Source organism: Actinoplanes utahensis, assembly GCF_016862455.1.
Classification (GTDB): Bacteria; Actinomycetota; Actinomycetes; order Mycobacteriales; family Micromonosporaceae; genus Actinoplanes; species Actinoplanes utahensis.
Genome location: NZ_BOMZ01000017.1, coordinates 78,627 through 93,953, shown reverse-complemented (window position 1 = coordinate 93,953; position 15,327 = coordinate 78,627). Strand labels below are relative to the sequence as shown.

The 15,327-nt window shown below is 69.4% G+C and carries 14 protein-coding genes and 1 other RNA gene; 4 read left to right on the top strand and 11 right to left on the bottom strand.

The annotated features are described in order from the left end of the window. Window positions 1-124: 124 nt before the first annotated feature. The 8 genes from ssrA to Aut01nite_RS05540 form a co-directional block, all read right to left on the bottom strand. Window positions 125-506, bottom strand: a transfer-messenger RNA (tmRNA) gene (gene ssrA, locus Aut01nite_RS05575). A gap of 25 nt (window positions 507-531) precedes the next feature. Then, a complete protein-coding gene (locus Aut01nite_RS05570; RefSeq protein WP_043522007.1) occupies window positions 532-1,224 on the bottom strand; it encodes a cellulose binding domain-containing protein in 693 nt (230 codons plus the stop codon). Between the two features lie 58 nt (window positions 1,225-1,282). Continuing rightward, complete coding sequence (gene smpB / locus Aut01nite_RS05565; protein WP_043522008.1) at window positions 1,283-1,759, bottom strand: SsrA-binding protein SmpB; 477 nt, start codon at window positions 1,757-1,759, stop codon at window positions 1,283-1,285. A 22-nt stretch (window positions 1,760-1,781) separates the two neighbouring features. Beyond that, complete coding sequence (locus Aut01nite_RS05560; protein ID WP_043522218.1) at window positions 1,782-3,014, bottom strand: M23 family metallopeptidase; 1,233 nt, start codon at window positions 3,012-3,014, stop codon at window positions 1,782-1,784. 94 nt (window positions 3,015-3,108) lie between these two features. After that, a complete protein-coding gene (ftsX, locus tag Aut01nite_RS05555; protein WP_043522009.1) occupies window positions 3,109-3,984 on the bottom strand; it encodes a permease-like cell division protein FtsX in 876 nt (291 codons plus the stop codon). 66 nt (window positions 3,985-4,050) lie between these two features. After that, window positions 4,051-4,731, bottom strand: coding sequence for a cell division ATP-binding protein FtsE (gene ftsE / locus Aut01nite_RS05550; protein WP_043522010.1), 681 nt, complete (start codon window positions 4,729-4,731; stop codon window positions 4,051-4,053). A gap of 140 nt (window positions 4,732-4,871) precedes the next feature. Continuing rightward, complete coding sequence (gene prfB, locus Aut01nite_RS05545) at window positions 4,872-5,984, bottom strand: peptide chain release factor 2 (protein WP_043522011.1); 1,113 nt, start codon at window positions 5,982-5,984, stop codon at window positions 4,872-4,874. 52 nt (window positions 5,985-6,036) lie between these two features. After that, the gene (locus tag Aut01nite_RS05540; RefSeq protein WP_043522012.1) at window positions 6,037-6,552 is read right to left on the bottom strand and encodes a PadR family transcriptional regulator; all 516 of its coding nucleotides are present in this window, start codon (window positions 6,550-6,552) and stop codon (window positions 6,037-6,039) included. 405 nt (window positions 6,553-6,957) lie between these two features. Between Aut01nite_RS05540 and Aut01nite_RS05535 the strand changes: the two genes are divergently transcribed. Beyond that, entirely contained in the window at window positions 6,958-8,184 is a 1,227-nt protein-coding gene (locus Aut01nite_RS05535; RefSeq protein WP_083998464.1) for a hypothetical protein, read from the top strand. A gap of 20 nt (window positions 8,185-8,204) precedes the next feature. Here the strand turns inward: Aut01nite_RS05535 and Aut01nite_RS05530 are convergent, their stop codons facing one another. Next, window positions 8,205-8,708 (bottom strand): DUF6912 family protein, encoded by a 504-nt coding sequence (locus Aut01nite_RS05530; protein ID WP_043522222.1) that lies wholly within the window; start codon window positions 8,706-8,708, stop codon window positions 8,205-8,207. Between the two features lie 397 nt (window positions 8,709-9,105). Here Aut01nite_RS05530 and Aut01nite_RS05525 point away from each other — a divergent pair, with 397 nt between their 5' ends. Both Aut01nite_RS05525 and Aut01nite_RS44750 read left to right on the top strand, forming a co-directional pair. Then, on the top strand, window positions 9,106-9,336 hold the full coding sequence (locus Aut01nite_RS05525; RefSeq protein WP_043522013.1) for a helix-turn-helix domain-containing protein: 231 nt from the start codon (window positions 9,106-9,108) through the stop codon (window positions 9,334-9,336). Between the two features lie 724 nt (window positions 9,337-10,060). Further along, window positions 10,061-10,426: an Rv3235 family protein gene (locus Aut01nite_RS44750; RefSeq protein ID WP_052163131.1), complete on the top strand. Its 366-nt coding sequence runs from the start codon at window positions 10,061-10,063 to the stop codon at window positions 10,424-10,426. Between the two features lie 241 nt (window positions 10,427-10,667). On the opposite strand, the gene secA is transcribed toward Aut01nite_RS44750, so the two are convergent. Further along, complete coding sequence (gene secA, locus Aut01nite_RS05515) at window positions 10,668-13,592, bottom strand: preprotein translocase subunit SecA (protein ID WP_043522014.1); 2,925 nt, start codon at window positions 13,590-13,592, stop codon at window positions 10,668-10,670. A gap of 186 nt (window positions 13,593-13,778) precedes the next feature. On the opposite strand from secA, the gene Aut01nite_RS05510 reads away from it, so the two are divergent. Next, complete coding sequence (locus tag Aut01nite_RS05510; RefSeq protein ID WP_239124593.1) at window positions 13,779-14,651, top strand: GNAT family N-acetyltransferase; 873 nt, start codon at window positions 13,779-13,781, stop codon at window positions 14,649-14,651. Here the strand turns inward: Aut01nite_RS05510 and hpf are convergent. Next, window positions 14,640-15,257 carry a ribosome hibernation-promoting factor, HPF/YfiA family gene (hpf, locus tag Aut01nite_RS05505; protein WP_043522015.1) on the bottom strand — a complete coding sequence of 206 codons (618 nt, stop codon included), beginning with the start codon at window positions 15,255-15,257 and terminating at the stop codon, window positions 14,640-14,642. The genes Aut01nite_RS05510 and hpf overlap by 12 nt on opposite strands. Window positions 15,258-15,327 lie beyond the last annotated feature (70 nt).

Genomic DNA, 15,327 nt, shown 5'->3' with positions numbered 1-15,327 from the left:
GTGACCGCGAGCGGGCCGCCGACCGCAGCCACCGTAACGCGGGGTCTCCGGGGGCTCGGCCCCCGGAGCAGACAAACCGAAACGGCCCCCGGTTCGCGCTTTCCGCGAACAGGGGGCCGTCATGCCGTGGAGGTGCCGGGAATCGAACCCGGGTCCTTCGTTGCTTTGTCAGGGCTTCTCCGAGCGCAGCTCACTATGCCTCTACTCGGCCCTCCGACTCACGTGAGCAAGTTCGGATGACGGGCCCAGTCACTGATTGATCTCGCCGCAAGGTCCCCGTGACCGGGACCCATTGGCCAGCCTCCTAGCTGATGCCGGCAGCTGGGACGGAGGCGCTCCCAGACCGACAGACCACGCTACTTGCCTCAGGCGGCGAGAGCGTACTGGTCAGCGTCAAACTTATCGTTGGCGCTTATAAGTTTCCGACGACCGATTCTCGAGACGACGTCGGCTTCCTCGGCTCGCTTCCCCTGTCTCCACGTACGAAGTCGAAACCAGTCACCCCCATGTCTGTTTCACAGCGTCGCAATCTTAGCTCATCCGGCAGGCTCCGCCACCAAGGGCGCAGGAGATCGGCTTCACCAGGCCGTCGGTGTCCTTGGCGGCCTGGAAGCCGGCGGTGACCGATGCTCCGGCGGCGAGCGACTTACCGCGCAGGGTGACGGTGTCGCCGCTGCGGCTGACCGCGGCGTTCCAGGTGCCGCGCACGTCGATGTCGGCGCTCCCCGGGTAGGTCACGGTGACCGTCCAATCCCGGGCGGACGTGCCGTTGTTGACGACCCTGACCGCGGCGATGAAGCCGTCCCGCCAGGAGGCGCTCGTCGAGTAGGTCACGGCCAGGGGCTCCGCGACCGGCGACGGGCTGGTGCGCGACGGCGACGACGACACGCTGAGGCTGGGCTTGCCGGTGCTCTGCGACGGCGTGGGCGACGACTTCGAGGGCGACGGTGAGGGCGACGACTTCGACGGCGACGGGGTCGGCGACGACGAGGCGGACGGCGTGACCCGGAACGACTCGACGGGCGGCGCGGCGACGGCGGGCAGGACGCCCTCGGCCGCCTGGAGGGTGGTGGTCGGCTGGACCAGCAACGGCTGGCCGCTGCCGTCCTCCGGCCCCCCGCCGGATCGGATCGCCACCCAGCCGACGAGACCGAGCAGAAGCGCGGCGGCCGAACCGAAGACGGTCCGGGCGATGATGAATTGACGTTCGGCATGCTTCGCCAACGGGTGGGCTCCCTAGTGGCAGCAGAGGATGGAGGGGTCCGGCGGGCGAGAATACCCGTCAGTCCATGCCTTTGGCACGCCGCCCCATGGCTCGGTTGATCTCTTTCTGGGCGTCCCGGCTCGCCATGTCCTGCCGCTTGTCGTAACTCTTCTTGCCCTTCGCGACGCCGATCTCGACCTTCGCGTACCCGTTGTGGAAGAAGACCGAGAGCGGCACCAGGGTGACGCCGTCGTCGCGCAGCTTGCCGAGCATCTTGTGGATCTCTTCGCGGTGCAGCAGCAGCTTGCGCACGCGGCGCGGCTCGTGGTTGGTCCAGGTGCCCTGCGTGTACTCCGGGATGTGCATCCCGTGCAGGTAGATCTCGCCGTCGTTCTCGTGGCCGAACGCGTCGACCAGCGACGAACGGCCGGCGCGCAGCGACTTCACCTCGGTGCCGGTGAGGACCATGCCGGCCTCGTAGGTGTCCAGGATGGTGTAGTCGTGGTACGCCTTGCGGTTGGAGGCGACGACCTTGCGGCCCTGTTCCCGTGGCATGAGCAAAAAGACTACCCGTGGTTCAGCAGAGGCAGCCGGGCAGGTAAACGAGGGGGTTTCGGGGTACGCCGCCGAAGCGCGTCTCGAAGTGCAGGTGTGCCCCGGTGGAGGCGCCGGTGCTGCCGACACGGCCGATCATCTCGCCGCGTCGGACGTACTGCCCCACCCGGACGTACATCCGGGACTGGTGGGCGTAGCAGGTGCTGAAGGTGCTCCCGGCCAGCCGTCCGTGCGAGATGCAGGTGTACCGGCCGTAACCGCCGTTCCAGCCGGCCTGGATCACCCGGCCGGAGGTGGCGGCCCGGATCGGGCTGCCGGAGGAGGCGGCGATGTCGGTGCCGGCGTGCAGCTGCCACACCCGGTAATAGGGGTCGTACCGATTGCCGAAGTCGCTGGACTTCCATCCGTTGACCGGCATCAGCAGCCGGCCCCCGGAGTAGGCGGCGCCGACGCCGGACCGGCTCTCCCAGCCGCGCATGGCCGTCCGCACCCGGCTCTCGGCCCGCAGGGCCGCCCGGTACTGCGCGAGGACGGTGGCGCGCTGCGACTCCGCGGCCCGCAGCGCGGTCTGCCGGGCCACCACGAGGTGGTCGAGGGCCTGCCGGGCCTGGATCGCGGCGGTCTGCGCCGCCTGCGCGGCACGGAGCTTGCCGGCGGCGGCGTGTTCGGCGGTCTCGGCGGCGTACTTGGCCGCGGCGGCCCGGTCCTGCTCGATGCGGGCGGCGCGCCGGGCTGCCACGAGGGCACGGACCTCGTCCTGCTCCCGATCCATCAGATGTTCCACGAAGCCGAGGCGGTCCATCATGTCCTGCGGCCCGGCCGCCCCCACGAGCATGTTGAGCCGGTTGAAGCTGTTGCCCATGTAACTGGAGGAGGCGATCTCGTCGACTCGTTTCCGGGCGGCCTCGACCTGCCCGGCCGCGACGGCGAAATCGGCGGCGACCCGTTCGTGCTCGAGCCGGGCGGCGTCGGCGGCCCGGCGGGCGGTGTTCGCCTCGACCTGGGTGGCGACGACGATGCCGCGGGTGGTGGCGACCCGGTTCTGGGCGGCCGGCAGGGCGGCGGTGGCCCGGGCCAGGTTGCTCGCGGCGGTCCGGGCGGTGACGCTCACGCTCTCCAGCAGGGCTTCGGCACGGCGCACGGCCTTGGCGGCGTCGTCTCCCGGGTCCGCGACGGCGGGCCGGGGCACGACCAGGACGAGTGCCGCGATACCGAGGAGACTGAGGCAGGCGGCGATCAGACGGCGATACCTCACGGAGATCACGCTACCGCGACTAATCGCCTGCAATGCCCCAAAACGCCCGATGGCCGCAACCAAGCGGTTGCGGCCATCGCGGAAGTCCGGCGCGTCAGACCTTCAGGTAGAAACGCAGCGTGACCCAGGCGGTGATCGCGCTGACCAGCGAACCGATGCCGGCAAGCAGTGGCAGCATGAGCCAGAGGTTGCCGGTCGGCACCGGGGTGATGATCGTGGTCAGGGCCTGGAGCTTGTTGTCCAGCAGGATGACCTTGCTGAGGAACAGCAGACCGAAGCCGAGCAGCGCGCCGACGATGCCGGCGACCATCGCCTCCAGGACGAACGGCGCCTGGATGAACCAGTTCGAGGCGCCGACCAGTTTCATGACCGCGACCTCACGCCGCTTGCTGTACGCCGCCACCTGGATGGTGTTACCCACCAGCAGCAGGGCCGCGAGCGCCATGAAGGAGGCCACGAACAGCGCGCCCACCTGGATCGCGTTGAAGATCTCGAAGACCTTCTCCAGGGTCTGGCGCTGGTCGATGATCTGCCGGATCCCGGGCAGGCCCTCGACCGTCTTGGCGAACTCCTCGTACTTCTCCGGGTCGTTGAGCTTCACCCGGTACGACTCCGGCAGGCTGTTCGCGTTGATCGCGTTCACGAAGTCCGGCGAGTCCGCCCAGAGCTTCTTGAACCGCTCGAGCGCCTGCTCCTTGGTCTCGTAGGTCTTCTCGGCGAGCAGCGGGCTGTTGTCGATCGCCGCCGCGATGGCCTGACGCTGACCGTCGTTGACGTCGTCGGCCAGGAAGATGGAGACCTGGATGTTGCCGTAGTAGTAGTCCTTCATCTGGTCGACCTGCATGTACATGAGCACACTGGCGCCCAGCATGAACAACGAGACCGACATGGTGATGATCATGGCGACCGTCATCGTGACGTTTCGCCACAGGCCCACCAGGACCTCGTTGAGTACGTACTTCACGCGCATCGGGGGGATCCTTCCGGGACTCCGCGTGTCGGTGCTGCAGCCTGCGTTACAAGGGCGGAGCCGGGCTTATCCGTAGACACCGCGCGCCTGGTCCCGGACGATTCGTCCGCTCTCGATCTCGATGACCCGGCGGCGCATCTGGTTGACGATGTTGGAGTCGTGCGTGACCATCACGACCGTCGTGCCGGTCCGGTTGATCCGGTCCAGCAGACGCATGATCTCGATCGAGGTGTCCGGGTCGAGGTTACCGGTGGGCTCGTCGGCCAGCAGGATCAGCGGCCGGTTCACGAAGGCCCGGGCCACCGCGACACGCTGCTGCTCACCACCGGAGAGCTCGTGCGGGTACCGGTGTTCCTTACCGCCCAGGCCGACCAGCTCGAGGACCTCGGGCACCACCCGGCGGGCGACGGCCTTGGTCTTGCCGATCACCTCGAGGGCGAAGGCGACGTTCTCGTACGCCGTGCGGTTGGGCAGCAGGCGGAAGTCCTGGAAGACACAGCCGATCGAGCGGCGGAAGTGCGGGACCTTCCAGGAGCGCAGGGAAGTGACGTCCTTGGCGTTCACCACCACCTTGCCGCGGGTCGCCTGCACCTCTCTGAGCAGCAGCTTGACGATCGTCGACTTACCGGAACCGGAGGGACCGATGAAGAAGACGAACTCACCCTTCTCGATCCCGACGCTGACATTGTCCAACGACGGCCGAGACGCCTTCGGATACGTCTTCGTCACGTTCTCGAGCTGAATCACGGGACTGGAGTCTACGCGGTGTAACGAAATCGCCAACCCCGCCGGGGTCGGGAATATTCACGAGCTGCGGTAACGGCGTATTCGCGCACAACCTCGCCTGACTTTCCGCTCAGGCGAGGTTGCGCTCGGTCACTGGCGCGTCAGCCGGCGAGCTGGTTCTGCTTCCGCCACTTGATGCCGGCCTCGATGAAGCCGTCCACATCGCCGTCGAAGACCGACGAAGGGTTGCCGACCTCGTACTCGGTGCGCAGATCCTTCACCATCTGGTAGGGGTGCAGGACGTACGAACGCATCTGGTCGCCCCACGATCCGGTGGTGTCCTGCTTCAGATCGGCCATCTTCGCCGCCTCCTCCTGGCGCTTGCGCTCCAGAAGGCGGGCCTGGAGCACCCGCAGGGCCGCCGCTTTGTTCTGCAGCTGCGACTTCTCGTTCTGACAGGAGGCGACGATGCCGGTCGGGATGTGGGTCAGCCGGACCGCCGAGTCGGTGGTGTTGACGCTCTGCCCACCGGGGCCGGAGGAGCGGTAGACGTCGGTGCGGATCTCGTTCTCCGGGATGTCGATCGAGTCCGTCTGCTCGACCACCGGCATCACCTCGACGCTGGCGAAGCTGGTCTGCCGACGGCCCTGGTTGTCGAACGGGCTGATCCGGACCAGGCGGTGGGTGCCGGACTCGACGCCGAGGGTGCCGTACGCGTACGGCACCTTGACCGTGAAGGTGACGGACTTGAGGCCCGCCTCCTCGGCATAGGAGGTGTCGTAGACCTCGGTCGGGTAGCCGTGCCGCTCGGCCCAGCGCAGGTACATCCGCATCAGCATCTCGGCGAAGTCGGCGGCGTCCACGCCACCGGCGCCGGCCCGGATCGCCACCAGGGCCTCACGGGAGTCGTACTCCCCGGAGAGGAGGGTGCGAACCTCCATCTCGTCGATCGCCTTGGTCAGCGTGACGAGTTCCTCGCCCACCTCGGCGACCGAGTCGGCGTCACCCTCGGCCTCGGCCATCTCCAAGAGGATGCCGGCGTCGTCGAGACGGGAGCGCAGGCGCTCCAGCTTGGAGATCTCACCGGAGATGTACGCCAGACGGCTGTTGACCTCCTGCGCACGGGCCTGGTCGTCCCAGAGGTCCGGCGCGGAGGCCTGCTCCTCGAGGTCCGCCTTGTCCCGGCGCAGCTTCTCGACGTCCAGGACGTTCTCGATGTTGCGCAGGGTCGCGTCGAGGGACTTCAGTTGCTCGGGAAAGTCGGCAGCGGTCACGACACTCAAGACTACGCCGCCCGGCCAGAAAGCTGGCCGGGGCGGTCGATGTTCAGCCCGTCGGTACGGCCTTGAGCCAGGTGAGAGCGGCCTTGTGATAGGCGACCGCGAACTCCAGCGCCGCGGCGCCGAACGGGTCCCCGTTCTTCTTGGCCTCCTTGGCCTGCTCCTTCGCCATCGCCATGGCCTCCGCGTGGTACTGGTTGGCGTGACTGTAGAGCTCCTGCAACTGGTCGCCGGAGTGTTGCGAGCCGAAGGCGACCCGGAGCGCGACCGGGTTGCGCAGCGCGTCCCGGCCGGGCGCCTCGGTGAGCCACCGGCTGAAGGCACGCTTGCCGGAGGCGGTGATGGCGTAGGGCTGACTGGATCGGGGGCCCGGCTTTCCGAGGCGGACGTACCCCATTTCGGCCAGTACGGGCAGTTCGCGGTAGACCTGGCTCCGCGTCATAGACCAGTAGGGCCCGAGGCGGCGTTCGGCAGCCGCCATCAGCTGACCACCGGTCATCGACCCCTCGTGGAGGAGGCCGAGGAGGGCAGCCGCCGTCGGATTGATCTGGAAGTCGGGCATGCCTTCTAAGCTGCCACTTTGTCGCGCCGCCGTCCAGGATTTAGCCCGATCCGTCCAGTTTGCGCCTCCACAAACGACTGTCCCGCACAGACAGTCCGACAACGAGCGTGCGGTTCTGGCGTTTCGGCGCCGAAACGGCCATTGACCAGGTAATATGGCGCAGGCAAACGGTCAGACGAACCGTTGCGGGCAGGATTCCGGCCAAAGCGGCGATTGCGACACGCGAAACCAGACATTCCACCCATGTGCAAATAGCGCCAAGTGACCGGCCGGTCGACGGTCTCCTTCAGAGCCCCAGTCCCCCGCGCCCCGCGCCCTCCCTCCATCAGGGGCGGCCCTTTCCACACCCCCGGCGACGAGACCACCGAGCGGGCCTGCGCAGGTTCGCCGGTTACCCTGACCCCCATGACAGACCGCCAGACCGCCCCGGAGACCGTCGAGGAGTCCCCGCTCACCGTGGCGCTGCTCGCGCTGGCCGCGCTCGGCTGGACCGGCGCGATGCTCTGGTCGGCGCGGGCCACCATCACCGGGCGGGACGACGCGGCGATGGAGGTGACCTCGACGGCGTACGCGTTGCCCGGCGCCGTCTCGGCCGACCTGGTGGCCGGCGCGGCCGTGGCCCTGCTGGCGCTCACCCTGCTCAGCGCCCGCCGGCCGCTCGGCGCCAGCGCCCGGTTCGCGGTCGCCACCGGGGCCGGGCTGCTCACCGGTCTGGTCAGCGCACTGCCGATCATCACGATCAACACCGCCGGGACGATGTACGCGATCGTCGGCGGCACCGTCGCCGCGGCTGCCACCATCGGCGGCGCGCTGGCCGGGCTCCGGATCCCACCGGTGATCGCCGCGGCCGCCGCCGGCGCCGTCGGTGTCTTCCTGGTCGGCTTCCTGCTCAACCTCTTCCAGGACCCGGTGCTCGAGGCCTACGGCGCGGGCGACACCGCGTCCTCGGCCGACGCGGCACAGTGGTTCTCCTACAGCCAGGCGGCACTCAGCGGCCTGGCGGCCGGGCTCATCCCGTTCGCGCTGCTGCGCCGGGCCCGCCGCCGCACCGGCGCCGACCTGCGCTGGCCGCTGTACGCGCTGGCCGGCGCCGGAGCCGGCCTGATCATCGTGATCGCGGAGCTGCTGGCCCGCACCGCCGGCGCCCAGGTGCTCGAACTGGCCGGCAAAGTCAGCGAACTGGAACTGGTGGTCCAGGAGATGCTCAGCTCAGCCCGCCTCAACAACGGGCTGATCGTGCTCTTCGTCGGCGCTTTCACCGCGCTCGTCGCGGTCGGCCGCACCATCTCCCCGGCGGACTCCGACCCCGCCTCCCCGGCGGCCCCCCGCTCCACCACTCCGGAGGACTCCGGCACCACCACTCCGGCGGACTCCGATTCCGCCTCCCCCGCCGACACCCGCTCCACCTCCCGGGCCGAACCCGGCGCCACCGCCCGGGCAGAACCCGGCGCCACCTCCCCGGCAGAACCCGGCGCCGCCACTCCGGCGGGCCCCGGCTCCACGGACGACTCAGCATCGCCCGACGGCTCCGGATCCCCGGCCCGGTCCGCCTCCCCCGACGACTCGGGCTCACCGGCCGCAGCCGGCTCCCACTCCTCCGCGCCGGCCTCGGCCGGCAGGAAAGAGGACTGAGAGCGGGACGCGCCGACGGTTCAGAGCAGTTCGTCGAGCTCGGACACCGCGTACCACTCGAGCTCGTGATCCTCGGCGCCGTCGACGGTGAACTGGGCGTCCGGGTCGCCGGCCAGAGCCTCCTCGACCACGTCGGCGGCCGCCGCGACCGCCTCCACCGCATCCGCGCCGTCGACGTGAATGCTGGCGAGCTCCTTGAGAGTCACCGGCTGCGGTAGCCGGACGGTGCTCGACCCGAGCTCGGTGTCCTCCCGGATCAGGCCGGCGGCCGGCACGTCAGCCGAGAGCACGACCCGGCGGCGCGGCGCGGACGGATCGTGCCGCAGCAGTTGCAGGGCACCCTGGGCAGCGCGGGTGAAGGCGACGTACTCCAGCTCCTCCTCGTCACCCTCCGCGTACCACTCCCGCAGCGCGGGCGTCACCGCGTGCGCGACCGTGGTCTGCTCGCCGAGCCGGCCGTCGGCCCGCAGGGCCGCCAACATCGGCAGAGTCGCCGGGACATAGACCCGGACCAGGTCGGTGATCGGCACGTGAATCCTCCTGCACTCGGCGCTCGGGCGAGCACAGTACACCGTCATCTCGGCCCGCGAACGCACCATTCCATCAGGAGTCTCCGGATCGTGGCAGCGCACCCCCGGCCCACCGAAGGGCCTGGCAGCACACCCGCCCGCACCGTGGGACCTAGACAGCCCACCACTCCCGGCCCGCCGTGGGACCTAGACAGCCCACCACTCCCGGGCCGCCGTGGGATCTGGCAGCACACCCGCTCCGCCGCCAGCGTTGGACCTGGCAGCTCCCGCCGGGTACTGCCCATGATCCCGACGCCGGGGCCGGCAGCGGCGGGGATCGGGACAGGGCCTGGTCCGGCGGACGCTGGTGAGGGCAAACGATGGCAAACTGAGGCTGTCGATAGGAGGGACCATGCCGGAGCCCCGCTTCCTGCTGCTGTCCGACGTGGCCGCCGAGCTGAACGTCTCGGACTCGCAGGTCTACCACATGGTGCGCAGCGGCGAGCTGCCCGCGATCAAGGTCGGCGGGCGCGGTCAGTGGCGCGTCGAGCGGGCCATGCTGGAGAGATATATCGAGGAGAAGTACGCCGAGACGGCCGCCTGGGTCCGTGACAACCCGCTGGCCGAACGCGAGGCGGATTGACCCTCTGGCGGCTTTTGCGCCTCTTCCCGAATCGATGACCCGCAGTTGCCGGGACGTAGCCGAACCGGCCAGAATCGAGGCTATCGAAAGCAAACGGAGGCAAACACAAGAATTGGCGGTGGCGATGCGATCGGCGATCGAGATTGCACCCACCGGGTCCCGGCCGGCGATCCGCCTGCGCCCGGTTCCCCGGTATGAACCCCCGTTCGACGACGAGTCCGCACCGCTGGAGTGGCCGGCCTCCCCACGATCAGCCCTGGAGTGGCCTCCGGCCGCGGGTCTGACAGGGGAATGGCGAGAAGCAGAAAGGGACCGGTCGCCAGCCTCGAGAGCAGGCGAGGACGCCCGAACGACCGGAGAGTGGCCGCCAGCCGCTGGAACGACCGGAGAGTGGCCGCCAACCACTGGGGCCGCCGGGGAGTGGCCGTCCACCACGCAAACAGCCGAGGAGTGGCCACCGGCCACGCAAACAGCCGGGGAGTGGCCGTCCACCACGCACACAGCTGGAGCGTGCCCGCCCACCAGCCAGACAGCGGGAGAGTGGCCGCCGAACACCCGGGCAGATGGCGAACGGCAGGGAAACACGCGGACGGCTGCGGAGTGGCCGCCGAAGACCCGAACAGCCGGGGAACGGCCGGCGGGGCCACGGTCAGCCGCGAGCCCCGGGCCGGGTGGACCACCGCCCTCCCTGCTGCCGCGGCCGGCGCTGCCGGTGGTCAGCGGTGTGTCCGGTGACGCGAGGCTCGCCGCCCGCCGATTCGTACGGCTCTGCCTCGAGGTGCTCAACGGGTTCCGCCCCGCCGCCCACCTGCGCCGGGTGTCGCTTCCCACCGAGGCGGCCCATGTGGTGGCGCAGGGCTTGGCCGGTGCCCGCCGGGTCGCCGAGCTGCGCAAGTCGAACCGGCCGGGGTCCCGGCCGCCGCAGCGCCCCGCCCCGGTCGCCGTGATCAAGGTGATGCTGTGCGAGCCACGGGCGGGCGCTGTCGAGGCCGCCGTCACGCTGGTGACCGGTGACCGCGCGTGGGCCATGGCCTTCCGCCTGGAGATGCACCGGCAGGCCTGGTCCGCCACCACCCTGCTGATCATCTGACCGCAGAACTCCCGGGGCGTCCGGCAGCACACACGGCGGCGGCCGTCCCGGGCCACCACGCCGGCCCGGCATGCGGACGGCCCGGCATGCGGACGGCCCGGCATACGAACGGCCCGGCATGCGAACGGCCCGGCATGCGAACGGCCCGGCATGCGGACGGCCCGGCATGCGGACGGCCCGCGGGGCCAGCGTGAGCCGGGCCACCGCGGGCCGTCAGTAGAGCTGGCGGGCGCTCAGAAGATCAGGCCGCGCCCGGGGCTCCGTGGCAACGCTTGTACTTCTTGCCCGAGCCGCAGTAGCAGGGCGCGTTGCGGGACGGCCCGTTCGACTCGGACTGGGAGGCGGCGTGCCGCCCGCTCCGGGTCCCGGCGCTGGTGTGCGCGGGGCTGGCCGGGACCGGCGAGCCGCCCGGGCCGATCACCGTGGGGTTGGGCTCGGCCTTCGGCGCCTGCTGGATGGACGGGCTGCCGGCGCCCGCTTCACCGTCGATGGTCGGCGCGGTGTACTGCAGGTTCTGCGGGCGGCCGGAACCGCCGAGACCCTTGGCGCGCACCTCGACGTGCTCGGGCTCCAGGTCGTCGTCGGGGACCTCCCCGCCGTCGACCTTGGGCAGCTCGAAGGCCTGGCTCGGGTCGAGCGTGACGGTGGGCGCCTCCTCGACCTGGACCTCCAGGTTGAAGACGAAGCCGACCGCCTCCTCCTTGATGCCCTCCATCATCTGGTTGAACATGTCGAAGCCCTCGCGCTGGTACTCGACCACCGGGTCGCGCTGCGCGTAGGCCCGCAGGCTGATGCCCTCCTGCAGGTAGTCCATCTCGTAGAGGTGCTCACGCCACTTCCGGTCGATGACCGCGAGGAGCACCTGACGCTCCAGCTCTCGGACCGCCTCCGAGCCGAGTTCCTCTTCACGGGCCTGGTACGCGGCCTGCGCGTCCTGCTTGAGCTGCTCGATCAGGAACTCCTGGTCGATGGTGTTCCGCTCGCCGCCGGACTCCTCGACGATGTCCTCGATGGTCAGGCTGACCGGGTAGAGCCGCTTGAGGTTGGTCCACAACTGGTCCAGGTCCCAGTCCTCGGCGAAGCCCTCGGAGGTGGCCGCCGTGACGACGTCGGTGATGACGTCGTCGATCATGTGGGTGACCTGCTCGTGCATGTCCTCGCCGTCGAGCACGCGCTTGCGCTCGGCGTAGACGACCTGCCGCTGCTTGTTCATCACCTCGTCGTACTTGAGGACGTTCTTGCGGATCTCCGCGTTCTGCGCCTCGATCTGCGTCTGCGCGCTGCGGATCTGCTTGCTCACCATCTTCGACTCGATGGGAACGTCCTCGGGGATGTTGAACCGCTCCATGACCGCCTCGACGGCGCCGGCCCGGAACCGCTTCATCAGGTCGTCCTGCAGCGACAGGTAGAACCGGGACTCGCCCGGGTCGCCCTGCCGGCCGGACCGGCCGCGGAGCTGGTTGTCGATGCGGCGGGAGTCGTGACGCTCGGTGCCGAGCACGTAGAGACCGCCGGCGGCCTGCACCTCGGCGGCTTCCCGCTCGGTGGCCTCCTTGACGATCGGGAGGATCTCCTCGAGGGCCTTCGCGTACTCCTCCGGGCTCTCCACCGGGTCGAGGCCGCGCTGGTGCAGCTCGGCCGCGGCGGTGAAGTCCGGGTTGCCGCCGAGCAGGATGTCGGTGCCACGACCGGCCATGTTGGTGGCCACGGTGACCGCGCCCTTCCGGCCGGCCTGGGCGATGATCGTCGCCTCCTGGGCGTGGAACTTCGCGTTCAGCACGCTGTGCGGGATGCCGCGGCGGCGCAACAACTGGGAGAGGATCTCCGAGTTCTCCACCGAGACCGTGCCGACCAGGACCGGCTGGCCGGTCGCGTGCCGTTCGGCGATGTCCTCGATGACGGCGTTGAACTTGGCCCGCTCGGTCTTGTAGATGACGTCCGGGTGGTCGACCCGGATCATCGGGCGGTGCGTCGGGATGCTCACGACCCCGACCTTGTAGACGCTGTTGAACTCGCCGGCCTCGGTCTGCGCGGTACCGGTCATGCCGCCGAGCTTGTCGTACAGGCGGAAGTAGTTCTGCAGGGTGACGGTCGCGAGGGTCTGGTTCTCCTGCTTGATCTCCACCCCCTCTTTCGCCTCGATGGCCTGGTGCATGCCCTCGTTGTAGCGGCGGCCGTGCAGGATGCGGCCGGTGAACTCGTCGACGATCAGGACCTCGCCCTCGGGGCTGACGATGTAGTCCTTGTCGCGCTTGTAGAGCTCCTTGGCCTTGATCGCGTTGTTCAGGTAACCGACGAGCGGGGTGTTGACCGACTCGTACAGGTTGTCGATGCCGATCCGGTCCTCGACCTTGGCGACGCCGCGCTCGGTGATCGCGATGGTCCGCTTGGCGACGTCGACCTCGTAGTCGCCCTCACCGTCCTTACCGGGCTGGAGCCGGGCGACGATCTGCGCGAACTCGCCGTACCACCGGGCGGAGTGCTCGGCCGGGCCGGAGATGATCAGCGGGGTCCGCGCCTCGTCGATGAGGATCGAGTCGACCTCGTCGACGATCGCGAAGTGGTGCCCCCGCTGCACGAGCTCGCTCTTCGACCACGCCATGTTGTCGCGCAGGTAGTCGAAGCCGAACTCGTTGTTGGTGCCGTACGTGATGTCGCACTCGTAGGCGGCACGGTGCTCGGCGGCCGGACGGTTCGGCAGGATGACGCCGACGGACAGGCCGAGGAACTGGTGCACCCGGCCCACCCACTCGGCGTCACGCTGAGCGAGGTAGTCGTTGACCGTGATGATGTGCACGCCCTTGCCGCTCAACGCGTTGAGGTAGGCCGGGAACACGCCGGTCAGGGTCTTGCCCTCACCGGTCTTCATCTCCGGGATGTTGCCGAAGTGCAGGGCGGCCCCACCCATCAGCTGGACGTCGTACGCCCGCTGGCCGAGAACGCGCTTGGCACCCTCGCGGGCCACCGCGAAGGCCTCCGGCAGCAGGTCGTCGAGCGACTCGCCGTCCTGATAGCGCTCCTTGAACTGCTGGGTGCACTCGCGCAGCTCGTCATCGGTCAGGTCGACGTAGTCGTCCTCGATCGAATTGACCGCGTCCGCGATCGCCTTGAGCCGTCGCACCATGCGGCCTTCGCCGGCGCGGAGGATCTTTTCCAATATCGACACGGGTCAACGCTCCCCTAGACAGTCTGCCGAACCATCGTAGGCACCTTCACCGAAGACCTGTGACCCTGGCCTCCGCTGAAAGATGCAAAGGGGGCGAAAGGCACCGTGAAGTTCGCTGACAGCGCAGCCTCCGACTCGTTCTGAACGTGTTTGGCGGCCGGGCGCGTCCCGGGAAGGATGGGCCATGTGGATCAGAACAGTGGGAAGCGGGTCGAGGACGCGGGTTCCGGCCGTGGAGTCCGGCTCCGGGAGGTCGCCCCCGGGTCGTGGGCGGTCGTCGACGAGGAGACCGGCACGGCCGTGGGCGGGCAGGCCGGCCGCCTGGAGCTGCTGACCCGCTGGGAGGACGTGGCGGCGCAGCGGGCCGCCATCGCCGCCGGTTACACCCGGGAGGGCGTCCGGCGTGGCGACCCGGAGCTGCTGGTCTGGTCGCGGCTGCCCGGCGACCCGGAGGGCCCGACTCCGCGCCTGCTCCCCGACCTGCCGGAGGGCGTGCTCACCGACGGCGTGGTCACCCTGCGGCCGCTCGGGGCGAGTGACATCGACTTCTACACCGAGTTGCACGGCATCCCGGACGTGGTGGCCACCAGCGTCCCGGCCGAGGTGAAATCGGCCGGGGAGATCCACCGGCGCTGCACCCGGTCGGCGGCGCACTGGCTGGCCGGGCAGCGGGCCGACATGGTGATCCTGGACGCGGCGACCGGCGAGCGGGCGGGCCAGATCGACCTGTACTACCAGGAGCCGCCGACCGGTCAGGCGATGATCGGGTACAGCATGCTCCCGTCGTACCGCAGAAGGGGTTTCACCAGCCGGGCAGCACAGCTGGTCGCGCTGTGGGCCTTCGCTGAGACGGGCATCGCGCGACTGATCGCCGGCACCCTGCCGACGAACGTCGGGTCGCAGCGGGTGCTGGAGAAGGCCGGTTTCACGCGGGAGGCGTACCTGCGCTCGCGGCTGCCGGGCCCGGGCGGGACCCGCACCGACGACCTGCAGTACGTGCTGCTCGCCGAAGACCTGCTCGCACAGGTCTCCGGCGAGAACGGAACGTCACATGCCTAGGCTGAGAATGCCGTAGTCGTAGCCACGGCGGCGGTAGACGACACTGGGCCGGCCGCTCTCCTTGTCATGGAACAGGTAGAAGTCGTGGCCGACGAGCTCCATCTGGAAGAGGGCGTCGTCGACGGTCATCGGCTCGGCCGGGTGCTCTTTCTCCCGCACGATGCGCCACGGCTGGTTCTCGTCGTGCTCGGTCGGCTCGGTGTCGAGCGCCGGCTCGGTCAGCGTGGCGGTCCGGCCGGTGGTCAGGTCGGTGGGGAGGTTCGCGGTGGCGGCGGCGACGGAGATCGGCGCGTGCCGCCCGCGGTGCACCCGGCGCCGGTCGGCGGAGCGTCGCAGCCGGGCGTCCAGTTTGTTGATGGCGCAGTCCAGAGCTGCGTAGAAATCCTGTGCCTGGGCCTCGGCGCGTACCACCGGTCCCTTGGTCATGACCGTGATCTCGACACGCTGGCAGATGTCGGCCTGTCGCGGGTTGCGTTCGTGGAACAACTCCACGTCCGCCCTCATCAGCTTCTGGTCGTAACGCTCGACCTTGCTCAGCTTGTCGGCGACATGCTCTCGATAGTGGTCGGGAACCTCTACGTTGCGGCCCTTGACGACAATGTCCACTCGTGACCTCCCCCAACGTTGTGCTTGCGGGCGCCGATTCACGGCGCAGCCGGCTACTGGGTGAAAACGC

Bases quoted from the DNA above. Each gene is read 5' to 3' on its own strand.
- ftsX (WP_043522009.1), bottom strand. From the start codon at position 3,984: ATGCGCGTGAAGTACGTACTCAACGAGGTCCTGGTGGGCCTGTGGCGA.
- Aut01nite_RS05540 (WP_043522012.1), bottom strand. From the start codon at position 6,552: ATGCCCGACTTCCAGATCAATCCGACGGCGGCTGCCCTCCTCGGCCTC.
- smpB (WP_043522008.1), bottom strand. From the start codon at position 1,759: ATGCCACGGGAACAGGGCCGCAAGGTCGTCGCCTCCAACCGCAAGGCG.
- Aut01nite_RS05525 (WP_043522013.1), top strand. From the start codon at position 9,106: ATGCCGGAGCCCCGCTTCCTGCTGCTGTCCGACGTGGCCGCCGAGCTG.
- Aut01nite_RS05535 (WP_083998464.1), top strand. From the start codon at position 6,958: ATGACAGACCGCCAGACCGCCCCGGAGACCGTCGAGGAGTCCCCGCTC.